This is a genomic window from Sphingobium sp. B10D7B, assembly GCF_025961955.1.
Lineage (GTDB): Bacteria > Pseudomonadota > Alphaproteobacteria > Sphingomonadales > Sphingomonadaceae > Sphingobium.
In genome coordinates, this window is sequence record NZ_JAOQOQ010000001.1 from 144,407 (window position 1) to 167,324 (window position 22,918).

General features: G+C 63.2%; 20 protein-coding genes. 11 read left to right on the top strand and 9 right to left on the bottom strand.

What is annotated here, in order from left to right; translation table 11 throughout:
* The first annotated feature begins 23 nt into the window (after positions 1-23).
* Both M2331_RS00665 and M2331_RS00670 read left to right on the top strand, forming a co-directional pair.
* The gene (locus M2331_RS00665) at positions 24-968 is read left to right on the top strand and encodes a 2-hydroxyacid dehydrogenase (protein WP_181558510.1); all 945 of its coding nucleotides are present in this window, start codon (positions 24-26) and stop codon (positions 966-968) included.
* A gap of 12 nt (positions 969-980) precedes the next feature.
* Entirely contained in the window at positions 981-1,688 is a 708-nt protein-coding gene (locus M2331_RS00670; RefSeq protein ID WP_181558511.1) for a glutathione S-transferase N-terminal domain-containing protein, read from the top strand.
* A 26-nt stretch (positions 1,689-1,714) separates the two neighbouring features.
* Here M2331_RS00670 and M2331_RS00675 read toward each other — a convergent pair whose 3' ends face one another.
* A complete protein-coding gene (locus M2331_RS00675; RefSeq protein ID WP_181558512.1) occupies positions 1,715-2,746 on the bottom strand; it encodes an alpha/beta hydrolase in 1,032 nt (343 codons plus the stop codon).
* Between the two features lie 296 nt (positions 2,747-3,042).
* Between M2331_RS00675 and M2331_RS00680 the strand changes: the two genes are divergently transcribed.
* Both M2331_RS00680 and M2331_RS00685 read left to right on the top strand, forming a co-directional pair.
* A complete protein-coding gene (locus M2331_RS00680) occupies positions 3,043-3,894 on the top strand; it encodes a TauD/TfdA dioxygenase family protein (RefSeq protein WP_181558513.1) in 852 nt (283 codons plus the stop codon).
* Positions 3,894-4,280 carry a VOC family protein gene (locus tag M2331_RS00685; RefSeq protein ID WP_181561280.1) on the top strand — a complete coding sequence of 129 codons (387 nt, stop codon included), beginning with the start codon at positions 3,894-3,896 and terminating at the stop codon, positions 4,278-4,280. Before M2331_RS00680 ends, M2331_RS00685 begins: the two co-directional genes overlap by 1 nt.
* A 20-nt stretch (positions 4,281-4,300) precedes the next feature.
* Here the strand turns inward: M2331_RS00685 and M2331_RS00690 are convergent, their stop codons facing one another.
* The 3 genes from M2331_RS00690 to M2331_RS00700 form a co-directional block, all read right to left on the bottom strand.
* Positions 4,301-5,107 carry an IclR family transcriptional regulator C-terminal domain-containing protein gene (locus M2331_RS00690; protein WP_181558514.1) on the bottom strand — a complete coding sequence of 269 codons (807 nt, stop codon included), beginning with the start codon at positions 5,105-5,107 and terminating at the stop codon, positions 4,301-4,303.
* Between the two features lie 188 nt (positions 5,108-5,295).
* Complete coding sequence (locus M2331_RS00695; RefSeq protein ID WP_181558515.1) at positions 5,296-7,830, bottom strand: TonB-dependent receptor; 2,535 nt, start codon at positions 7,828-7,830, stop codon at positions 5,296-5,298.
* A 285-nt stretch (positions 7,831-8,115) separates the two neighbouring features.
* Entirely contained in the window at positions 8,116-9,186 is a 1,071-nt protein-coding gene (locus M2331_RS00700) for an alpha/beta hydrolase (protein WP_220128598.1), read from the bottom strand.
* Positions 9,187-9,632: 446 nt separating this feature from the next.
* Here M2331_RS00700 and M2331_RS00705 point away from each other — a divergent pair, with 446 nt between their 5' ends.
* Positions 9,633-10,043 (top strand): BLUF domain-containing protein, encoded by a 411-nt coding sequence (locus M2331_RS00705; protein WP_181558516.1) that lies wholly within the window; start codon positions 9,633-9,635, stop codon positions 10,041-10,043.
* 248 nt (positions 10,044-10,291) lie between these two features.
* On the opposite strand, the gene paoC is transcribed toward M2331_RS00705, so the two are convergent.
* The 3 genes from paoC to paoA are packed head-to-tail and all read right to left on the bottom strand — an operon-like array spanning position 10,292 to position 14,080.
* Complete coding sequence (paoC, locus tag M2331_RS00710; RefSeq protein WP_181558517.1) at positions 10,292-12,493, bottom strand: aldehyde oxidoreductase molybdenum-binding subunit PaoC; 2,202 nt, start codon at positions 12,491-12,493, stop codon at positions 10,292-10,294.
* 4 nt (positions 12,494-12,497) lie between these two features.
* Complete coding sequence (locus tag M2331_RS00715; RefSeq protein ID WP_181558518.1) at positions 12,498-13,448, bottom strand: FAD binding domain-containing protein; 951 nt, start codon at positions 13,446-13,448, stop codon at positions 12,498-12,500.
* On the bottom strand, positions 13,445-14,080 hold the full coding sequence (paoA, locus tag M2331_RS00720; protein WP_181558519.1) for an aldehyde dehydrogenase iron-sulfur subunit PaoA: 636 nt from the start codon (positions 14,078-14,080) through the stop codon (positions 13,445-13,447). Before paoA ends, M2331_RS00715 begins: the two co-directional genes overlap by 4 nt.
* Positions 14,081-14,253: 173 nt before the next feature.
* Between paoA and M2331_RS00725 the strand changes: the two genes are divergently transcribed.
* The 4 genes from M2331_RS00725 to M2331_RS00740 all read left to right on the top strand — a co-directional run bounded on the left by M2331_RS00725 (position 14,254) and on the right by M2331_RS00740 (position 18,173).
* The gene (locus M2331_RS00725; protein WP_181558520.1) at positions 14,254-14,691 is read left to right on the top strand and encodes a DUF1810 domain-containing protein; all 438 of its coding nucleotides are present in this window, start codon (positions 14,254-14,256) and stop codon (positions 14,689-14,691) included.
* 326 nt (positions 14,692-15,017) lie between these two features.
* On the top strand, positions 15,018-15,335 hold the full coding sequence (locus M2331_RS00730) for a DUF485 domain-containing protein (RefSeq protein WP_181558521.1): 318 nt from the start codon (positions 15,018-15,020) through the stop codon (positions 15,333-15,335).
* Positions 15,336-15,364: 29 nt separating this feature from the next.
* Positions 15,365-17,038 carry a cation acetate symporter gene (locus tag M2331_RS00735; RefSeq protein ID WP_181561282.1) on the top strand — a complete coding sequence of 558 codons (1,674 nt, stop codon included), beginning with the start codon at positions 15,365-15,367 and terminating at the stop codon, positions 17,036-17,038.
* 28 nt (positions 17,039-17,066) lie between these two features.
* Positions 17,067-18,173, top strand: a complete 1,107-nt coding sequence (locus M2331_RS00740; RefSeq protein ID WP_264592238.1) for an alpha/beta hydrolase — start codon at positions 17,067-17,069, stop codon at positions 18,171-18,173.
* Between the two features lie 108 nt (positions 18,174-18,281).
* Here the strand turns inward: M2331_RS00740 and M2331_RS00745 are convergent, their stop codons facing one another.
* Both M2331_RS00745 and M2331_RS00750 read right to left on the bottom strand, forming a co-directional pair.
* Positions 18,282-19,967: a carboxylesterase/lipase family protein gene (locus M2331_RS00745; protein WP_181558522.1), complete on the bottom strand. Its 1,686-nt coding sequence runs from the start codon at positions 19,965-19,967 to the stop codon at positions 18,282-18,284.
* A 125-nt stretch (positions 19,968-20,092) separates the two neighbouring features.
* Positions 20,093-21,571 (bottom strand): phospholipase D-like domain-containing protein, encoded by a 1,479-nt coding sequence (locus tag M2331_RS00750; RefSeq protein WP_181558523.1) that lies wholly within the window; start codon positions 21,569-21,571, stop codon positions 20,093-20,095.
* Between the two features lie 305 nt (positions 21,572-21,876).
* On the opposite strand from M2331_RS00750, the gene M2331_RS00755 reads away from it, so the two are divergent.
* Together M2331_RS00755 and M2331_RS00760 are read left to right on the top strand one after the other, a co-directional pair.
* Positions 21,877-22,278: a hypothetical protein gene (locus M2331_RS00755; RefSeq protein ID WP_181558524.1), complete on the top strand. Its 402-nt coding sequence runs from the start codon at positions 21,877-21,879 to the stop codon at positions 22,276-22,278.
* Between the two features lie 51 nt (positions 22,279-22,329).
* Positions 22,330-22,878: a metal-dependent hydrolase gene (locus tag M2331_RS00760; protein ID WP_181558525.1), complete on the top strand. Its 549-nt coding sequence runs from the start codon at positions 22,330-22,332 to the stop codon at positions 22,876-22,878.
* Positions 22,879-22,918 lie beyond the last annotated feature (40 nt).

Below are 22,918 nucleotides of genomic sequence, written 5' to 3' on the forward strand. Positions count from 1 at the left end.
CAAGTCAGCCAGAAGGAGCGAACGTGAACGACCTGCCCGAAATTGCCGTCATCGCCGAGCTGCCCGCGGACCTGCGAGCCGCGCTCGAACGCGATTTTCGGTTGATCCCCGTCCCGCTCGAAGGCGCGAATGCGCAGCCCGTCACGGCAATTCCATCGACTGTGCGCGCTGTGGCCACGCGGGCGGTCCTTGGCATTCCCTCGGGCCTTCTGGAAGCGCTGCCGGATTTAGGACTCGTGCTCTCCCTCGGCGCGGGTCTGGACAATATCGACGTCGAGGCGCTGGCCGCACGCCAGATCGTCCTCGCGCACACCCCCGACCAGTTCACGGAAGATGTCGCCGATTTTGCACTCGGGCTCATCTACGCCGCCGAGCGCAACATCGTCGCGGCCGACCGGTTCATGCGCAGCGGACGTTGGGCGGAGAACCGCTTCATGAATGGCCGTCGCGTGAGCGCCCGGCGGGTCGGCATTGTCGGACTGGGTCGGATCGGACGGAGGCTCGCCGAGAAATGTGCCAGCCTGGGCATGTCTGTTGATTACCATGCGCGCGCCCCGGTCGCGGATTGCGCCTACACTTATCATTCCGACGTAACCGCGCTCGCTGCCGCGTGCGACATTCTGGTGCTGGCCTGCGCGGTGACGGATCAGACGCGGCGCATGGTCACCCGCGAGGTCCTGGACGCGCTTGGCCCGCAAGGCATTGTCGTCAACATCGCGCGCGGCGCTGTGATCGATGAAGAGGCTTTGATCGACGCGCTGGAAGGTCGCACGATCGCCGGTGCGGCGCTCGATGTGTTCGACAAGGAGCCGGACTTCGATCCGCGCTTGGCCCACCTCGAGAATGTGATCCTGACGCCGCACGCCGCAAGCTTCACATTTGAAGCGCGGCAGGCGGTCATCGATCACTTGACGGACGCGGCAAGAACCTACTTTTCGAGCGTTGATGCTTCCCAGGCCCCAACATAGCGGAGAATTGCGATGCCCAGCCTGTCTGAGATGGAAATCACCCGGCGTTGGCCGGCCGAACATCCCGATCGGATTCAGCTCTATTCCGTCCCCACGCCCAATGGCGTGAAGGTCTCTATCATGCTTGAAGAGACGGGGCTGCCTTACGAAGCGCATCTCGTCGCCTTTTCGACGGACGAGCAAAAGAGCCCGGAGTTTCTCTCGATCAGCCCGAACGGGAAGATTCCGGCCATCGTCGATCCCTCCGGCCCGGGAGGAGCCCCGATCGCTCTGTTCGAGTCCGGTGCCATTCTGCTCTACCTTGCGGAGAAGACCGGGCAGTTCATGCCTACCGATGCATCCGGTCGCTGGGAAGCGCTGCAGTGGCTGATGTTCCAGGTCGGGGGCGTTGGTCCGATGGTCGGCCAGCTGGGTTTTTTCCACAAGTTCGCGGGCAAGGACTGGGAGGACAAGCGACCCAGAGACCGGTACGCGGCGGAAACGGCTCGGCTGCTCAGCGTCATGAACACGCGGCTCGCAGATCGGGAGTGGCTTCTTGGCAAGGACTATTCGATCGTCGACATCTCGCTGCTCGGCTGGATTCGCAATATTGTCGGCCTGTTCGACGCGGCAGAGTTGGTTGACTTCGGATCAATGCCCCACGTCGCGCGATGGCTCGAACAAGGACTGGCGCGGCCGGCAGTTCAGCGCGGGCTGACCATGCCGCCGCGCCCGTCCTAAGGCCGGCCTTCCGGCGACGGCGGTGGTCAGCGCTCGTCCAGCCCGTGCCGGTGAAGGAAGGCCGAGAGGAGGTCGGCCACGGCCACATTATTGAGGTCCGCAAAAGGGAGGTGGGTGTTCCCCGAGAGGCCGGCGGCAGGCAAGGACAGGATTTCCGCCTTGCCGCCATGGGCGTTGACGATCGCCACAAAGGTCGTCGCCGCGCGATAGGCCGCACTCCAGTTGGTCGACTGTGCAATGTGGTCGCCGAACACGATCTGGATCGGAATGCGCGTGAGCCGTTTGAATTGCTCGGCGGACACCTTGACCGGGCCGAACGGTCCCTTTCCGGCCGGCGGGCCTTCCCCTTCAGGAAACACGAACCCGGGTGGCTCGTAAGCGACGATGCCTTTGACATTGTCACTCTCGAGCGCGGTCATGAAGGCTCTGAACCCGCCGCCGGAATTGGTGACAAGCACCGTCGGCCCAATTCGGTCGACCGCTTTCGCCGCTGCCGCGCTCTGCAACTGGGCGTTCGGCACAGTGTCGAACTCATCATAACGCGCGCGCATCGCCTGATCCCAGGCTTGCGGGTCGTCCTTGGGAAACTGGATGCCCGGGAACCAGTTGGGGTAGGCTTCCCCCAGGCGCCAGGCCTTGAAATTCCCCTCATCTCGGCCGGGCACCGCCTTGTAGGTATAATCCTCGCAGCCCCAGTTCGCGCGGCCAACACGCGGGCCATCCCAGAGGTAGATCGGAAAACCGCGGCGCAGAAAGATGCTCTGGAAGCCTTCGCCGCCATCCCACCGGTTTTGCCACACGGCCACGCTGGAACTGTGCCACAGCAGCAGCGCTGTCTTCCGCGCCCGCCGGGGGATCTGATATTCCACGAAACCGTGATCGCACGACAGATGTCCCGATGCGGCGTCACCCAGCAGCGCACCACCGACCGAAAACGAACCTTGCCGCTCAAGGACGATGGGCGCAGCGAATGCCGGAGTTGCCGTGAACGGACTCGCGGCGACGCACAAGCTGCCGATGCTCGCCGACGCTATCAATCGGCGCAGTGATCTTCTCATGGATTCGGTCTTCCCCGGAAAGGCAGATGAGAAATGTCAGGAGGCTCACAGGGCGCGGAGGCAGTTTCCCACCGCCGGTCTTGCATCATCCATTGATCCGCAGATGCTACCGGAGAAATTTCCGCTTCTCAAGGCCGGAGGATGGCTTGCGCCGCAGGCAAAGCCATGCAATTTATAAATCCGGAATATTTTCCGGCTTATTGCGACGCGGGCAGGTTTCAGCAGCGTCCCAGCAGCGTCTTGAGCAGGCGTCCGCCCAGACGAGAGCGATGCATCGCGGGGTTCGGAGAGGAAATTTGGACGACATTTCAGTCACGCGGATCAACGGTCTTATCGGCGCCGAAATTGGCAATGTGGACATGTCCAAGGATATCAATGACCGGACGATCGAGCAGATCACAAAAGCTCTCGCTGAGAATGGCGTCATCTTTTTCCGCGATCAGGATCTCAGCGCCGACCGGCAACGCGCATTTGCACGCCGCTTTGCCTTGCCGGGTGCAAAGCGCGCGCCGGTGGCGGACGCCCAGATCACCATGATCGAGAAGGAAGAGCAGCAGCTCAAGAATGTGGGCGGAGGCTGGCATGCCGACCAGACATTCAACGAGGTTCCGTCCTGGGGCTCTATCCTCGCGGCGAAGGTGCTGCCGTCAGCCGGCGGCGACACGGTGTTTGCGAGCCTCGCTGCCGCTTATGATGATCTCTCAGAGGGCATGAAGACCCAGCTCGAAACGATGCTCGCAGAGCATAATAACGAGCGGGTCATCACGTCGATGTCCCTGCTGCCCCAATATGCAGGCGCCAAGGCGAAGATCGTGAAGGCGACCCATCCCGTGGTTATCCGGCATCCGATCACCGGCCGTAAATCGCTGTTCGTCAACCGCGGCTACACGACCCACTTTGAGGGATGGACACAGGAAGAGAGCGCGCCCTTGCTCCAATATCTGTTCCAGAAGTGCGAGCGACCGGAATATCAGGTCCGTCTCAAGTGGCGCCCGGGAACGGTGGCGTTCTGGGACAATCTCCAGGTCCTGCACTATGCCGTCAATGATTATCACGGCGAGCGGCGGGTCATGCAGCGTGTCTCCGTTTCGGGCATTCGTCTCGATCGGGCGGGGTGCACAGCAGCGGCCTGCGTGTCCCAGCCATGATGTTCAATCACATCTTTGTCGGAACGAATGACCTGGAGAGAGCGCGGCAGTTTTACGATGCCGTGATGGGGGCACTGGGGCATGCCAATGCCGCCGCCCCGGACGCGCCCCTGCTTTCTTATCGCTGCGGCGAGCAGGGCTTCGCCGTCAGGGCGCCCCGCAACGGCGATCCGGCAACCTTCGCGAACGGCGGCACGATCGGCTTTCGGGCGCCAAGCCCGGAACATGTCGATGCGTTTCATCGTGCCGGATTGGCCAATGGAGGGTTGGACGATGGCGCGCCTGGCACGCGGCCGGGCAGTTACGGCCAGCCATATATCGCCTATCTGCGCGATCCCGACGGCAACAAAGTCTGCGCGACCTGGAAAGCTTCCTGGAAGGACTAGTCGCGCCGGTGCGGCTGCCGTCAGAGCAGCGAAGACGCCGCCTGTTCGATCTCGATCGCAGCCTCCTGCAATGGGCCAAGCAGATCGGCCACCAGCCGATCCAGGGACGCACTGCTGACCGAGGCGGCTGCGACAATCGAAGCCGCCTGAACCCCGCCCAGCGACAGGGGGACGGCAATGGAGCGTTGGCCGAGGAAGATCTCCTGATCGTTCAAGGCATAGCCTTTGCTCCGCGCCTCTTCCACATCGGCCTTCAGCGCTGCGGCACTGGAAAGGGTGTTAGGCGTGAAGGATTGGAAGTCCCAGCCTATCAGGCGCTCTTCCAAGACGTCCCGCGCCAATCCGGCGAGCAGGACCTTGCCGGGCGCCGTCGCATAGGCCGGCAGTCGCGCGCCGACATGCACGTAAAAGGGCTCGATCGGCTTATGCGTGCCCCGCGCGATGTAGACCACATCCCGCTCGTCCAGCACCGTGATGCAGCAGGTCGCATTCAGCCTGCGCGCAAGCTGGGTGAGAAGCGGTTTCGCGATGGTGGCGAAGGGCTGCGACGAGAGGTAGGAAAAGCCGAGTTTTAGAACCCTGGGGGTAAGGCAGAAACGCCCCTCGTCGGCAACGGCATAACCGAGCTTCTCCAGGGTCCGCAGAATACGGCGGGTGGTTCCCGGCGTGAGCTTGAGCTCTCGCGCGATCTGACTCAAGGTCCAGTCAGGATTGTCCGATCCGAACAACTCCAGGACGGCTAGCCCTTTTTCCAGCGAGGGAATGAAGTCGTCATCCACCGCGCGCGCGCCCTCCTGCTCCCCGGTCTGCGTTTTCGATTTGGCCATGTTCAATATTCCGACTTTTTCGCGGGGAATGATGCTGCTCTGCTTTCCACGGCTGGCGGTCAGAATCAAGCTGACGCCCTTAGCCGATCCTGCATGGCGGACAGAGCCAGAAGCAGACAGGGCCGCCGGCGCCTGCCGACAGCCCTGTGTCGCTTTGGGGTAAGCCGAATGCTCGGCTCAGCGCATTATTAGAAGCTCTTCTCCACAGTCAGGTAGAACTGGCGCGGCGCCGCCGGCTGCGCGTTGGTGTAGGCCGCGCCCAACGCCTGGGAGTCGAACACGTTATAATAATAAACCTTGTCGAACAGGTTCGTGGCTCCCACCGCAATCGAGAAGTCATATTCGTCGTTGTCGTAGGTCAGGCGGGCATTGAAGACCGAACGCGCCGGCATAAGGTCATCAAAGGTGGTCGACGTGCCGGACACCACCTGGCTCGATTCATAGATCCAGTCCACCCGGGGCGTGATCGATCCGGCCAGTGACGGAAGCTCCGCCGTGTATTGCACGCCCGCATTCGCCGTCCAGAACGGCGAATTCTGCCGACGGTTGACTGCGCGCTCCCGAATGTCCGGCGCCGTCAGCTTGGTGTACCCCACCGAGCCATTGATGAGCAGGCCATCGACGGGATTGATGGTATACTCGGCTTCAAAGCCGCGGATTTTTGCGGCCTGATTGCGATAATAGGTCCGTCCGAGGCAGGTGATGCCGGTGCCTGCCGCCACGACCGCACCGCAGGTGGTCGACCCCGCAGGGCCTCCCGCGAGTGGGACGAGCGTGCGATTTCCGGGCACGGGCTGACCATTTGCGTCCAGCAGGGCCTCGGATCCTGAAATCGAAGTCGGGCGGTTCTTGAAGTCGGTATAGAAGGCCGCGAGATTCAGGCGCACCCGACGATCGAAGAGATCGAGCTTGGCGCCGATCTCGTACGCAATGTCGTCATTGCCATCATATTGCCCGATCTGCGAGGGCTGTTGCGGGCGCGGATCGAAGCCGGGAAGCGAGTTGCCGGTCGCAGCGGACACATAGATGAGCGCGTTGGACGCCAGCTGATAATTGACGCCGGCCTTCCAGTCGAACCGCGTCTGCTGCGGAACGACGTAAAAGACCGTGTCGCTGGCGCTGGGCGAGGTGTCGAGGACGTTATAGAAGTCAACGACCTTCTTGTCGTCCGAATAGCGCAGGCCGCCCACGAAGCTGAGCGCTTCACCAAATGGCCGGATCGTGGCGTTGGCGAAGACCGCCTTGCTCGTCGGGTTGAACTCAGAATCGATCAGCCGCTGGAACGAGCTTTGGGGCGAGATGAAGGCGGCGTGCTGCGAGCCATCGGCCGTGAAGTAGAAGCCGCCCACGACCCAGTCGATGAACGATGACTTGCCGGACAGGCGCGCTTCGGCCGTCCAATATTCCTCCGAGAAGGTATTGGACCGCAACACCACATTGAGCGGCGAGCCATCATCGTCATAGGAATGGGTCTCGACCATCTCACGATGGGCGACCACCGCGAGGAAATTGATGTCGGGATTGATGTCCCAGCTCATCTTGGCTGAGACACCCCAGTTCTTGAGGTCGATGAACGGCGAAAAACTGGCGCCGCCACGCACGGCTACACCATTGATCCGCAGGCCATTATAGAATGTGTTGCCCGGGATGACCGTGCCTGCGGCGATGGGATCGCTGAAGCTGGCATAGGTGCTATAGGGATCGCCCGTCAGGAAGCGGGTGTCATAGGCTAGGCCCAGTGTGTTTGCGGCGGACACGACCGTCCCGGACACCCGGTTATTGATGATCCCGACGATGCTATCGGCGTTGTTCTCGCTCGTATCGCGGATATAGTCGCCCGTCACCGTGAACCGCAGATCCTCGGATGGCTTCCAGAGCAAGGACCCCCGATAGGCCTGCACATCTTCGCCGCCCTGATGGCCGACGACGCAATCCTTGGGCGTGAACCCGGCGGTCGGCATGTTGAGCGTCGAGGCATAAGGCAAGGAGCCCGACAGCGCAGGCGTGCCGCGCGCGCGCATCTCGCAGGTGAAATCGAGGATCTTCTGATAGCCGGTCCGCTTCTTCGAAAGCGCAGAAACGGAGAGGGCGAGCTGCTCGTTCAACGGCAGATTCAGCGAGCCGCGGAAGTCCATGCGGTCATAGGATCCCGCCGTGATCTGAATACGCCCATAAACATCGCTGGTGGAGGGCTGCTTGCTGATGATGTTGACGGCGCCGGCGAGCGAATTCCGCCCAAACAGGGTGCCCTGCGGGCCCCGAAGCACCTCGATATGCTCGATATCCAGAAGATCGAAGTTCGACCCGAGCAGCGTCGGGAAATAGACGTCGTCGAGATAGAAAGCGACGACAGGCTCGCTGGCGAGGCTCGTATCCCGATTGCCGATCCCCCGGATCGTCGCGTCAATGCCGGGCCCGAATGCACCCTGCGACTTCCGGAATTGCGTGTTGGGAACCACCGCGGTCAGTTCGCCGACGCTGGTGATGCCCTTCTGCTCGATCGCCTCGGCCGTGACCGCGGTGATGGCGATCGGCGTATCCTGCAAGTTCGTCGACTGGCGCGTGGCGGTAACCACGATGTCCTCAAGGCCGCCTGCCCGGCTGTCCTGTGGCGTCGCTTGCGGGGCCGGCGATGCCGATCCTACCTGCGCGCTTGCCGGCCCTGCTAACAAAGCGAGAACCAGCGCTGCCGAGCTTATGGTTGCCAATCCCAGGTTTTTCATCTCAGTCTCCCTCGGGCGAATTCTAGCGAAATGGAGACCCTCTCGTCGCCCCTCGCGATGCTCGCCATATTTCCGGATATTTTTCCGGTTAGCGATCTAGCGCGCATTTTCGGCAGCTGCAATCCTAATAATCGGCGAACTCCAGAGGAATTTGGCGGAGGTGCGATGTATCTATTTTGTAAAAATGAGACAGGACTGTGATGAGTCGGGCGATAAAATAAGTGATCAACTACAGATATGTCTTGTCTACATGTATGATCTCGCTGAGAGAGTTCATGTATATGTTTATCGATCTATGACAATTTTCAGATGTTTTCCGAAGAATGGGAGGACTTCCTTTTGCAGTCTTTCCGGAACTTTACTGCTGTGATCGCCGGGATAAATGTCCAGTTGATTGCTTATAGCATAGTTATCTAGGTTTTTATGGAGCTCGGTTGCTGCGGTGACGATCGTGTCCTGATCGCCGACGTCGATGCCAATGGCGCGATAGGTCCTGAGAGCAGCGACATACTGGTCGATGAAACTGAGCGGGGCATTGGCTGCGCGCTTGGCCATGATCGCCTCGCGCGACTCGCCCTGTTCCGTAATCGGCAGATCGACAAAGAGCGGCGGCTTCGCCGGATTGGGCGAGAACGCCGCCGCTGTCGCAAGTGGCCCTGCATATTTGAACGGAAGCCCCCGGGCTGCCTGAGGGGATGCAAGATCGTTGATCTCCCTCACTTCTTTTGCGGTCAATCCCTGCGTTCCGAGAGCGCTCAGGCAACAGGGCGACATCATGTAGAGAACGCCAAACCGCCCTGGGCGCTTCATGCCAATGCGCGCGACGCCGTAGCCGCCCATGGAATGCCCCATCAAGCCACGCGCGGCCGCCTCTGGAATCGAGCGGAACTCCCGGTCGATATAGGCAGGCAGTTCATCCGCTATGAATGTCTCGAAGTCGCCGGTGACATTAGAACTGCCATAGAAAGATCCGCCATACTCATTGCTCCCATCGGGGAACACGACAATGACCTCCGGCACTCCCGCAGCAAAAGCTGCAGCGATCCGCCTGGCCGCATCGAGTTTCTGCATCCAGCTTGCTGCATCGATGGAGAAGCCGTGCAGGGCGTACACCACGGGGTATCGCCGCTTGGCTTCGCGGTCATAACTCGGGGGAAGAACGACAAAGACCTCGCGCTCGGCGGAGGTCCCCAGAAGATTGCCCGCAATGGCTTGTGATTGGATCAGCCGCCGCTCCACCCGAACTTGGGTGTTGGGGGCTTCGGCCTCGCTCGCGATCGATGGAGCGGCGGGAGCGGCGCCAGCGGCCAGCGAGGCGGTGACAAGCCCAAGGGCAACCAGCAACCGCATCTTCATATCTGCATCCTCTCTTGCCGTCAGGCCAGAAGCCTTCTCGCGGCTCACATTTCACACATAGGCCAATTCGAGCTGCGCGCACTCACCACTATAAACATATGTTTACATGTTTTATCGGTCAAGCAGCGCTTGTTTTGGTGTTACTGGACCAATCGCCATGTCGGCGACGCTGCTGGTCAGAAGTCGAGAGAGCCCGATCCCTCTTCGTTCGAAGCGGTTGATCCGCTCCAGGCCGAAAGCGGCCGGGTACGTCCTGAGAAGTCCGCCTGCGCTATGGATGGCTGTGAAATGAGGGGCACACAGGGAAATCTGCCCCGGTGCAACGGAGCGCGGCTTTGATGACTTAAAGTCAAATCCTCGTCGATTTCGGCTCGCGCACTCGACTCACCGCGCTGGAAGTATTTGATTAACATCGCATCCCTAGCCCGGTCGCTAAGGAGCCTGCCATGCATCGCATTTTATATATCAGCACTGTCCGTCGAACGCTTTCGGATGCGGAGCTCGAGGAAATTTTGGTTGCGTCCCGACGGAATAACCGGCTCGCTGATGTAACGGGCTTGCTCGTAGTAGGGAATCGGCGCTTCCTTCAGGTTCTCGAAGGCCCGGAAGATGCCGTCAACTCGACGTTCGCGCGCATTTCAAAGGATCAGCGTCACTATGCTGTGGTCCAACTGAATAACAAGGCAATCGCGGCACGGTCGTTCGCGCGTTGGGAGATGGGATTTCAGCGGGGTGGCGACGTCAACGAGGGCTCGACCCTTGAAGAGCAGGTGGCAAGCTTGCTTGAACCTGTCACCGACGCAAATTTGAAAGCCTATTTCAGCGGTTTTGCTAAATCCCATAGTCAGCCGGCCTGAGAAACCACCAACATTCGTCATTAGCGGATCCAAGCTCAGGAACCACCCGCATGTTTCCTCATAGGAAGCCCAATAGTCATCTTGGGCGCCGACGATTGACACTCATCGTCCAATCCTCAGTTGGAGCAGAGCGCGGCCTCGATGAGAGCAGAATGCCTCGCAACCATGGCTTGGCCGCCGCGACATTTCTTCGTCGCGCTCAACTCAGGCCGTCCAGCGCTGCTCCACTAAACCTCATTCGCGTCCGCCTAAACCGCCTTCGGTAAGCGCGAGAGATGCTTGTCCAAGGTCATCGGATAATCGCGCAGCCGCACGCCGGTGGCATTGTAGATGGCGTTGGCGACCGCGGCTCCCACGCCGCAAATCCCAAGTTCCCCAACGCCTTTCGCCTTCATCGGCGTGGACCAAGGGTCGGTGGTATCGAGGAAGATGACGTCCTGATGCGGGATGTCTGCATGGACCGGGACCTCATAACCCGCGAGGTCGTGATTGACGAAGAAGCCGAACCGCTTGTCGACCACGAGTTCCTCCATCAGTGCGGCGCCTGCGCCCATGGTCATGGCGCCGATCACCTGGCTTCGCGCTGACTTGGGATTGAGGATGCGACCGGCATCGCACACAGCGAGCATTCGCCTGATGCGGGTTTCGCCCGTGAAGGCGTCGACCCCGACCTCCACGAAATGACCAGCGAAGGTGGATTGCTGCGCCCGGTCGGCAAAGTCGTCGGCATAGTCGATGCCATCTTCGGCAATGAGCTCCCCATCGCGCGCGGCGTCGCGCAAGGGCACGGCGCGATCGCCCGAGCGGACTTCGCCATCGGCGAACGTCACATCCGCATTGTTCAGCCCCAAGCGCGCCGCCACTTGGTCGCGCATCTTGATGCACGCGGCATAGACGCCAGCCGTCGAGTTGGCCGCGCCCCATTGGCCGCCGGAGCCGGCTGCGGCGGGGAAATCAGAATCGCCCAATTTCACGATGACATCGCCCAGGTCCACGCCCATCATCTCGGCGGCGGTTTGGGCGATGATCGTGTAGGTGCCGGTGCCGATATCGGTCATATCGGTCTCGACGGTGACCTTACCGTCGCCCGACAGCCGGACCCGTGCCGCGGATTTGGTCAGCTGATTGTTGCGAAAGCCGCCGGCCACGCCCATGCCGATGAGCCAGCGGCCCTCACGCACGGAGCCGGGGGTCGCCTTGCGCTTGTGCCATCCGAAGCGCTCCGCGCCGGTCCTGAGGCACTCGACGAAATGACGCGCCGAAAAGGGACGCTCGGGCTTCATCGGATCGACCTGCGTATCGTTCAGGATCCGAAATTCAACCGGGTCCATTCCCAGCGTCTCGGCCATTTCATCCATGGCGATCTCCAGCGCCATCAGCCCCGGCGCTTCGCCAGGCGCGCGCATCGCATTGCCTTCCGGGAGATCGAGCTGCGCCAGTTTCATGGCGACTTCCCGGCTTTCCCCCGCGTAGAAAAGCTTGGTTTGCTGGACGGCGGTCTCCGGCTCGCCGTCCGGCAGGTTTCCCGAAATGCTCTCATGCGAGATCGCGAGAATGCGCCCATCCTTGTTCGCGCCGATCCGGATATGCTGCAGCGTCGCGGGCCGATGGGTCGTGTTATTGATGATGAGCGGACGCGTGAGCGCGACTTTCACCGGCCGCCCAACCGTCTTGGCCCCCAGCGCCGCAAGAACGACATCGGAGCGGAGAAACAGTTTCCCGCCAAAGCCGCCCCCGACATAGGGGGAATCGAGCCGCACCTGCTCGGGCTTGAGCGATAGGGCCTTTGCAAGGTCGCGCTTGCCCCAGGCGATCATCTGGTTCGACGTCCAGACGGTGAGCCTGTCGCCTTCCCACGCGGCGATGGTGGCGTGCGGCTCCATCATCGCATGGCTCTCGTCCGGCGTGCTGTAGCGCTGGTCGAGCTTCACCTCAGCCTTGGCGTAGCTGGCTGCGAAATCGCCGGCTTTATTGGTCTCGTCCTCGTCCGGAACGGGCTCGGCCCGAGGCGCCTCACGCTCGAGATCGAATTTGCCATCTTCCCGGACATAATCGACCTGAATCAGCGAGGCGGCCGCGCGGGCCTGCTCAAAGGTCTCGGCGACCACCAGCGCGATCGCCTGATGATAATGCTGGATCTTCGCTCCGCCGAACAGGTTGGCGGTGTTCTGGCCGCCGAGCGGCAGCGGCTTATGGTCCAACGTGGTGATGATCGAGAGCACGCCAGGCGCGGCCTTGGCGTCGACCAGGTCGAACGACCGGATCGTCCCCTTGGCGATGGCCGCGCCGACGACGAAGCCATAGGCCTGGTTCGCGGCGACATCATGCCGCTCATAGGCATAGGGTGCGCGCCCCGTCGTCTTGAGTGGCCCGTCGATGCGATCGGTGGACTTGCCGACGACCTTGAGCTGGTCGATCGGGTTCTGGGTGGCGGGGGCATCGAACTTCACGGCATCAACCCTTCGCGTCGTGCAAGATGCCGGCAAGCGTCCGCTCGACCAGCTCGATCTTGAATGCATTGTCCCTGGTCGGCGCGGCGCCGGCGAGGAGGTGCCGGGCCACTGCCTCCGCCCCTTGCGTTAGCGCTTCATCCGCGGCGTCCGTGCGCCAGGGCTTGGGCGCAATCCCGCCCACCGCAACGCGGCCTGTGCCATCCGGCTGGAGGATCGCCGCCACCGATACGAGCGCAAAGGCATAAGAGGCCCGGTCGCGCACCTTGTGATAGACATGCTGGCCGCCAACCGGCTTGGGCAGCAGCACGGCCGTGATCAGTTCGCCAGGCGCCAGCGCGGTTTCCACATGCGGTGTGTCGCCGGGCAATTTATGGAAGTCGGCAATGTCGATCGACCGGACATTGCCCTGTGCATCGACCGTCTCCACGCGCGCATCCAGCAGCCGCATCGCAACCGCCATGTCGCTGGGGTTCGTCGCGATACATGCAGCGCTGCCGCCAATCACCGCCAACTGGCGGGAGGCGCCCTCAATGGCCGCGCAGCCAGTCCCGGGCTGACGTTTGTTGCAGGGTTGGTTGGTATCGTAGAAATAGGGACAGCGGGTCCGCTGCAGCAGATTGCCGCCGGTGGTCGCCTTGTTGCGCAGCTGCCCGGACGCGCCGGCCAGAATGGCCCGGCTCAGGACCGCATAATCGCTGCGCACGCGCCGATCCGCCGCAAGCGCTGTATTGGTGACGAGCGCGCCGATCCGCAGGCCGCCATCGGGCTCTTGCGTGATCTGATCAAGCTTCAGATCCTGGACATCGACCAGATGGGTCGGCGTTTCGATCTGCAGCTTCATGAGGTCCAGCAGGTTCGTGCCGCCGGCAATGAAGCGGGCGCCCTGCTGGCTCAAGACGCCCGTCGCGGCCTGAGCGGGCGAGGTCGCGCGCTCATAGGTGAACGGCCTCATGCCTTGGCCTCCGCGACTTCGGTAATCGCCTCGGCAATGTTGGAATAGGCGCCGCAGCGGCAGATATTGCCGCTCATCCGCTCGCGCAGTTCCGCGTTGCTGAGTTGCGGCTTGGCCGACAGATCATCGGTGACGTGGCTCGGCACGCCAGCGGCAATCTCATCCAGCATGGCGACCGCAGAGCAGATCTGGCCCGGCGTGCAATAGCCGCACTGATAGCCATCATGCTTGACGAAGGCGCGTTGCATCGGGTGGAGCTGGTCTGGCGTGCCCAGTCCTTCGATGGTGGTGACCTTGTCGCCATCATGCATCACCGCGAGCGTCAGGCAGCTGTTGATCCGGACACCGTCGACCAGCACGGTGCAGGCGCCGCACTGGCCATGGTCGCAGCCTTTTTTCGTGCCGGTGAGTTTGAGCTCTTCGCGCAGCGCATCGAGCAATGTGGTGCGCGTGTCGGTTTGGAACCTGTGCGGCTGACCATTCACGCTCAGGGTAACCTCGACCATCGCCTCGCGTGGTTGCGGCAAGGGCTGCCGAGCATCGGCGTTGTTCAGGCTCATGGTCGCCGCCGTGGCCGAGCCGCCAACCAGCACGCCGCGTCGAGAGACGTGCCACTCCTCCGATCGATCCATGGCATCGTCGTCCTTCGCACCTGCTGATTGGATAATCCCATGCTGGCCGAACGCAGCAGCCGCCAATTGGCTTCCAAATTATCGTGGGTGGCAGACAGGCGCGGCACTTCCCGGCCTGTTCGGCACCGCTTGGGACAGGTTGGCTTTACAGGCTCCCACTGCCAATGTGCGGGATGACTAGCGATCCATTCGATCTGAACCGATTTGTCGACGCCCAGCAGGGCCGCTACGCGCAGGCCCTGGCGGAAATCCGCAGCGGTGCAAAACGAACGCACTGGATGTGGTTCATCTTTCCGCAGATTGCGGGCCTGGGGGCCAGCCCCACGGCGCGGCACTTCGCGATCCGCTCGCGCGCCGAAGCCAAAGCCTATCTGGCGCATCCGGTCATCGGCCCGCGCTATGAGGAATGCACTATCGCATTACAGGAGCTGGATGGCTCCAGCGCTGAGCAGGTCTTTGGCGCCATCGACGCGATCAAGCTCAGGTCATCCCTGACGCTGTTTAACAGCGCTGAGGACAGGCCGATCTTCCGTGCCGCGATCGAGCGCTGGTTTGGCAGCCCGGACGAACGCACCGTCGAAATTCTGGGGCAGATGGATTCATCAGCCTGATAGAGGGCGGTTGATGAAGCGGAGGCTCATATCGCCCGGCGAACGTATCGCAAACCTTCCTAAAAAATTGGCCCCATCGCCGATTCCAACCCACGCTTGTCACAGCCGAAACTCCCGTGTATTGAAAGGCAATCGATTGCAAAATTGCTTTCGGACCTACGAGTTCGGGTCGCCCGAACCCTCTGCCCGGCCATCCTGCACACCTGGCCGGGCAGAGTTGGGCTACCGATGTGGATAAAGTCCCCAGCCGCCGGATGAGGGATTGACTTGCAATCGATGGACAATAGCCTGTCGCACATAAATGCGGCGGGCGAGGGGAGTGGCTGATGGATCTGGATGGCGATCATGAACTTGCGGCCATCAGTCGCGATCCGCACTATCAGGCTCTCGTCCAGGCCCGTGGCCGCCTCGGCTGGATTCTGAGCGGCGTCATGATGGCGATCTTCTTCGGCTTCATCCTGCTGGTGGCGTTCGGGCGGACCATCCTTGGCCAACCGCTGCCGGGCATGACGACGACCATTGGCGTGCCTTTAGGCATGGCGGTGATCCTCTCGGGCATCGCGCTGACCGGCCTGTATGTGTGGATTGCCAACCGCCGGTTCGATGCCGAGCTGGATGCGTTGCGGGCGGAGCATCGCCTGTGAGCGGTTCGCGCTGGGCGGCACTCGCCCTCATGGTGACCATCGGCGCGTTGATGCCCGGCATCGCCCGCGCGGCCACGCCGGGCAATGCCGGCCCCAACATGCCGGCCGTGGTCACCTTCGGCCTGTTCATCATCGTCACATTGGGCGTCACGGCCTGGGCTGCACGGCGGACGCGCACGACGAGCGATTTCTATACGGCTGGTGGCGGCATCAGCGGTCGGCAGAACGGTTTGGCCATTGCCGGTGACTATATGTCCGCCGCCTCGTTCCTCGGCATTTCCGCGCAGATTTATGCCGACGGCTATGATGGGCTGATCTACTCCACAGGTTTTCTGGTCGGCTGGCCGATCATCCTGTTCCTGCTCGCCGAACGGCTACGTAATCTCGGGCGCTACACTTTTGTCGATGCCGTCGCGTTCCGCTTCGCGCAGACGCCAGTGCGGATTTCGTCCGCCTTCAGTTCGCTCACCGTCGTGCTCTTCTATCTGATCGCCCAGATGGTCGGCGCGGGGCAGCTCATCCAGCTGCTGTTCGGCATTCCCTATCCCTATGCGGTCGGGATCATCGGCCTCGCGATCACCGCTTATGTGCTGTTTGGCGGGATGATTGCGACGACCTGGGTGCAGATTATCAAGGCGGTCATGCTGCTCGGCTGCGCCACCTTCATGTCGCTCGCCGTGCTGTATCGCGTCGGCTTCTCGCTGGACACGCTGTTCGAGCAGGCCGTCGCCGCCAAGCAGGCGATCGCGTTGGCCGCAGGCGCCAGCGCCGATGCCGCGGCGGCGAGCGCGCGGGGCATTCTTGCACCCGGCGGTTTTATCAAGGATCCGCTTTCGGCGATTTCGCTCGGCATGGCGTTGATGTTCGGCACTGCCGGCCTCCCCCACATCCTCATGCGCTTCTTCACGGTGCGCGATGCCCGCACCGCGCGCGCCTCCGTGCTGTGGGCGACGGGCTGGATCGGCTATTTCTATGTGCTCACCTTCATCATCGGCTTTGGCGCGATCGTGTTCGTCGGCAGCAACCCGGCCTATCTCGATGCCTTGAGCGGCGGGCTACGTGGCGGCAGCAACATGGCTGCCGTCCATCTCGCGGACGCGGTGGGCGGCGAGGTGTTCATGGGCTTCGTCTCGGCGGTCGCCTTCGCCACCATATTGGCAGTGGTGGCCGGGCTCACCCTTTCCGGCGCCTCGACGATCGCGCATGATCTCTACGCCTCGGTCATCCGCAAGGGCAATGTCGACCAGGCGACCGAACTGCGCCTGTCGCGGATCACCGTGCTGGTGCTGGCCCTGATCGCGGTGGGGTTGGGGATCGCGTTCGAGAAGCAGAATGTAGCGTTCATGGTGAGCCTCGCTTTCGCGGTCGCCGCCTCGGGCAATTTCCCCGCCCTCTTGCTCTCCATCCTGTGGAAGGATTGCACGACGCGCGGCGTTGCCTGGGGCTCGGCCATCGGCACGCTGACTGCGCTGGCGCTGACCATCCTCTCGCCGGTGATTTGGGTCGGCCAGCTTGGCGCCACGCACCCCATCTTCCCGCTCGCCTCGCCCACATTGGTGTCGATGCCGCTGGCCTTCTTCACCATCTGGCTGATCTCGACGCTCGACCGCAGCGCGCGGGCGCAGGTGGACCGCGCGGGCTACACTGCCCAGCGCATCCGGTCCGAGACCGGCATCGGCGCCGCCGGCGCCAGCGATCACTGATCTGACTCATGCGACAGGAGACGCATTCATGAAGTTTCTGAACCGATCCTCGGCCTGGCTGGTGGCGACGCTGTTCGCCACGACCGGCCCCGCCCACATGGCCAGTGCCCAGCCGCTGCCCGATCCCGCCGCCGTCGCCGCGGCGCCGCTGAGCGCTGAGGACGCAGCCAAGCTCGCGCCCGTCGCGCCGGAACTGCACGGCGCCGCCCGCATGGCGCTCTATTACTCGACCCTGATGGGGCAAATGACCGAGGACTCGGTGCGTGCGTCGCGCAAGTCGGGCAATATGGGGCCGCCCCCACCGCCGCATCACCGCGACGTTCCGGTCGTCGAGCAGATGATCCCCGGCGTGGCCGACGCGCCGCAGGTCAAGCTGTACGTCATCAATGCGCAGGAAGGCGCCTGGCGCGGCGGCATCCTGCACACGCATGGCGGCGGCTACATCCTCGGTACGGCCGCCACGGACGTGCGTCGCCTGCAGGAGATGGCCAAGGAACTGAACGTGGTCATCGTCTCCGTCGAATATCGCCTCGCGCCGGAAACGACCTATGCCGGGTCCATCGAAGACAATTATGCCGGCCTGCGCTGGATGCATGACAATGCCGCCAAGCTCGGCGTCGATCCCAAGCGGATCGCCGTGATGGGCGAGAGCGCCGGTGGTGGCCATGCGGCGCTGCTGGCGCTGACCGCGCGCGACCGCGGCGAAATCCCGGTTGCTTTCCAGGTGCTCATCTACCCGATGCTGGATGATCGCACCGGCGGCGCGGTGAAGGTGCCTTCGCACATCGCCACAGTCGGCTGGGACGCGCAGCAGAACCAGCTCGGCTGGAAGGCGTTCCTCGGCCAGCAGCCGGGCACGAACAAGGTGCCGGCCACCGCCGTGCCGGCACGCGCTGCTTCGCTCAAGGGTCTGCCGCCTGCCTTCATCGCCGTCGGCGGGGTCGACCTCTTCGTGAGCGAGGATATCGATTATGCGCGCCGCCTGACCGAGGCCGGCGTGCCGACCGAGTTGCTCGTCGTCCCCTCGGCTTATCACGGCTTTGACGCCATGGCGCCTGAGTCGCCGCAGGCCAAGCAATTCAACAAGGCCCGCATCGAAGCCCTGCGCCGCGCTCTGGCGACGCCAGAGAAATAAGCCGTAGCTTGATCTACAGCGTCTTCCGGCCCTCACCGGTCGGAGAGCACAGACGGGGGCGATCGCAAGGTCGCCCCCTTTTCCTTACCGTCGACCGGGCGAGGGTCGTCAGCCTTTCATCGCGCCGAGCTCGGACTCGTCCCAACCGGTTCGCATGGCCGAGACGGTGTCGAACCGCATGGTCTGCGCGCCATGGCCCACCACGGCGTCCCATTGCGCCAGCCCGCCATGATTGGGATTGCCCGTCCGCGCGAAGGCAATCCATGCGTCGGCCATCTCGGCCTCCAGCTTGAGGGCCCCGGCATCGCCACCGGTCATGCTGGCACATCGTTCGGCATTGGCGAAGACATAGGGGATTTCCGCGCAGTGGAATGCGCGCGGACGCCCGTCCAGCACGGGCGTGCTCCGATCAAAGCTGTAAAGCCATGCCGGGGCGCGACGCAGCGCGGCCTTGCCGCTCGCCTGATCGATGGCGGTCTGGCGGATCGGTGCGGTGGCGATGCGTGACCAGATGTCGCAGGGCAGGGCCTCCGGCGTCGTCCGGCGAAACGCGGCCACCACCGCCGCGCCGCGCCCTCCCGTGTATCGATCAGCCCGGTTCAGCAGCCCCGCCTCGCTCATCGTGAAAAAGTCCGGCTGGTTGATCCCGGTGGTGAACTCGTTGAGGGTCGTGCCGACGATCAGCGGCACATCGGCCGATAAGGCAATGGACTGCGGGGCGTCGGGATTGGCGGGCAGCACCGCGCCATCCACTACCGGGGTAAAGCCGTAGCGGCCGCGGGTCCGAGCCTCCATGGAGCCGCCTTCGGGCAGTGGCGGATTCTCCCGGCGGAAGATGGCCGAGCTCGCCGCCAGCAAGCGATCATAGGGTAGGGAGTGCAAGGCACGCAGATCGGTTTTGCCGATGCCCAACTCCGCCAGCATGAGTTCCCCCAGCTTACGGGCCTGGGCGTGGGGCGTGGCCTTTGCAAAGGACCCGCTCTGAACAATCGCACGGTGAAACAGGCCGCGCGCGGCGGGCATGGCCATCAGCGTCGAAACCTTGGCGCCGCCGCCGGACTGGCCGAAGATCGTGACCCGACCGGGATCGCCGCCAAAGGCCTCGATATTGCGCTTCACCCATTGCAGCGCCGCGACGATATCCAGCATGCCGAAATTGCCGGACTGCGCATAGGCCGGGTCCACGCTGGAGAGGTCGAGAAAACCGAGCAGGTTGAGACGGTGATTGAGCGTGACGACCACCACATCGCCCCGCTGGGCGAGATTATAGCCCTCGAAGGCGGGGATGTCGTGCCCGGAGCCGGCGACAAATCCGCCGCCGTGGAGCCAGACCATCACCGGGCGTCGGGCATTGTCCGTGCCGGGCGTCCAGATATTGATGCGCAGACAATCCTCGCCGTCGAAACTGTCATTCCACTGGAAAATGAAGGCCTCTTCGTCATTCTGGCGGCCCGTGCCCTTGTCCTGCGGGCAGATCGGCCCATAGGCGAGGCTGCTGCGCACGCCGGTCCAGGGCTTGACTGGCTTGGGCGGAAGGAAGCGATTGGCGCCGCCGGTCGTGTCGGCATAGGGGATACCGCGAAACATGGTGATCCCGCCTCGCGTGAAGCCGCGCACCCGGCCGCTGGCGGTCTCGACATCCGCCATGCCTGTGCCGGCAAAAATGGGACCGCGCCCGCCGACGGCTCCGGGACTCGCCTGCGCCGGTCGCGCCGCGCTGGCTAAGGCACCGGTGGCGACAAGCCCTTGCAGAAGCGCCCGACGACTTGCGCCCTCTCCACGCGAACCTGTCATGTTCCTCTCCTTGCCCTAAGGTCTTCGCAATCGATTACAGGTTTAGGCCCTTCGCGCGCGGAAGCAAGCCGGGTGAGGCCCACAATCGGGCTGTGCCGCGCTACCCGCTTGATCGTTGGGGAGGATCAGCCCCTGCTACGGCGCCAGCCGGAGAGGCGGCGCAGCAGGCCGCGGTTGCTGAGGGCTTCGAACATGTCGTCCGGCCCTTCGGGGTCGAGGATCTGGTTGTCCGCCAGCCAAGCCTCGACGCCTGTGAGGTCGGGAATCTCATAGGGCACCAGCGTGCGCCGGCGGCTCTTTGCATTTTTCCGGCCCTTGAAGCGGAGCGCCTCGATCGTCTCGATCAGCGATCCGCTGGCGGCTAGCTTTTTCTCGACCTGTGCGATGCTGGCATCGAGATGCTCGGCCAGCAGATCGTTGCGAACCTCCGCGATGGCGGCGCTGCATCCAGAATTGCTCGGCCGCGAGCAGTCCACGGCCACGTCGCATTCCGTATCGAGCCGCAAGGAGCGGGCATTCATGTTGGATGAGCCGACGCGCAGGATCATATCATCCACGATCATCACCTTGGCGTGGACGTAGATCGGCCCCTGATCGCGGGTGACGGGGTGGTAGAGCCGGAAGCGGCCATGCTTGTCCCGCCGCCGCAGCGCGGCCACCAGTCGGGCGCGCGCGGTATCCATCGCCAGCGGTTCGAGCCAGCCTTGCGCGGCCTCGGGATTGACGATCACGATCTCTGGCCCGTCCGGCTCGTCCAGTCGCCGGGCCATGGCTTCGGCGATCCGCCGGGAGGCGAAATACTGGCTTTCGGCATAGATCCACCGCTTCGCGCGCCCGATCTGCTCGATGTAGAGCTGCTCGATCTCGGTCACCTCGCGCTGGTCCGGCATTTTGGGTGCCGTGCGGGCGATGAGAACCTCTACATCCTCGAATTGCACCGGCAGCGCTTTCGGCCAGACGTCATGCTTGCTGCGGATGCCGGCAATGGTCTGCCCCGTCGCCCGCTTCCAGCGGTCGCGCGAATGCTCGCCCAGCGCCGCCGCTGCCGGCCCCTGCAGAGCGGTCGTCGCATCGTGCCAGGGCATATAGGCCGGCCCTTTGCCGGGGCGATGTCGCTCGGGTTCCTCGTCGCGATGCGCGCGCGTGTCCCACCGGTCGCCGGTCATGTCGATCCCGCCGCAAAAGGCGAAGCAATCGTCGATCACGACGATCTTCTGATGATGCGACCCGCCGGTGGGGTGATGAGCGTCCAGCTTCACATGGATGCGCGGATGGATGGCCCATTTGGCCACGGTGAAGATGGTCTTGCCCCGGAACAGCGACCCAATGGCCCCGAGATCCCAGCGCAGCAGATAGACTTCGAGCTCGGGATTGGTCTCGACCAGCCAGTAGATGAGATCCCCGATGGTGGTCGGTTCCGGTCCATCGGGTTGCCCCTCTTCCTGGTGTGCGAGTTCGATCCGCGCGTCGAAGTCCCAGCCGACCAGCATGATGCGCTTGCGGGCGCGGATCATGGCCTGCCGCGCGAACCGGAAATAATCCTCCGCGTCGACGATCACGCAGGCTTTCGCGGCCTTGGCAGCCCGCCAATAATTGCCCTTCATGCCGACGCGCTCCCCGCGACCCCCGCCTCGACGTGTCCGCGAGGGTGGGGCTGTAGGCGGCCTGCTTCGATCATGCTTTCCCCGTTTCAATCGCCATCGGAACCCTGAGGCGTAACGGCTATCATTACGGTTGCAACGCAAAAGCGTGCCCGGAGCCTTCCCACTTTTCGCGCGGTTCTATGCGCGATGGCTCGCGGGGGGGCGGAGTCTGTCCGTCGCGCCGGGGACTCGGTTCGTCCCCGCAACGTTGCTGCTGCGGAACCGCACGCTTAGCCAACGCGAGCCCAGTCTCCGGAGTTTTCAAGATGACGACCATTCGCACCGCCCTGATATCCTGCACAGCGCTTGCGCTAGCGGGCCTTGCCGTCCCCGCGCAGGCAGAAGGGCTGGGGGCGGAGGGCAACTATGCCCGTGCCAATGGGCGCTGGGGTGCTGAACTGGGCGCTGGTTATGCGGTGGACTTTGCAGGCTTCAGCCTCACGCCGGGCGCCGGGGTTTATCTGCGCGATGGCGGCACGGCAGCCTATGGGCGGGTGGAAGCGGCTTATCAGATCCCTATGTCCCTGCGCATCGGCATCGGCGCGCGGATCAGCGGCGAAGAGCCGCGCGTCTATGGCACCGTCGCCATGCCCCTGCTGCCCCGCGTTGCCGTGAAGGGCAATGTCGGGGACCGTTATGTGTCCGTGGGACTGACGGTCGGCTATTAAGCGTCGACGATGGCGGTTGGCTGACAGCCGAAAGTCGCGCAGAGAGGCGACATGCCGACCATCTTCAGCCATGCCGCGATTTCCCTGTTCGCCGGCGGTGCGCTAGGCCGGCGCCGGATTGCGCCAGCCCTTGCGATCATCGGTGGGGCGCTCGCTGCCCTGCCGGACCTCGATGTGATCGGCTTTCCCCTCGGCGTCGGCTACGCCAGCCAATGGGGGCATCGGGGCTTTACCCATTCGCTGGCGTTTGCATTCGGCGTGGTCGGCCTGATCGCGCTGGTCTGGCCGCGCGCGCGACGTCCAGCGGCCTTTGCCTTTCTGTTCGCCTGCGCAGTGTCCCATCCTCTGCTCGATATGCTGACCGACGGAGGGCAGGGCGTGATGCTGTTATGGCCGTTCGACCATCAGCGGCTGTTCCTCGACTGGCAGCCGATCCGCGTCTCTCCGATCGGCGCGCGCTTCTTCTCGGCACGCGGGCTGGAGACGGTCTACTCCGAACTGCTGCTGATCTGGCTGCCCGGGCTGGCGATGATGACCGCCGCGTGGTTTTGGCGCCGCTGGCGGAGACAGGAAGTTGGGGCCTCCAGCAAACGTCCATAAAGAAAGGCCCGCGCCGATGGCTCGGGCGGGCCTGTTTCTT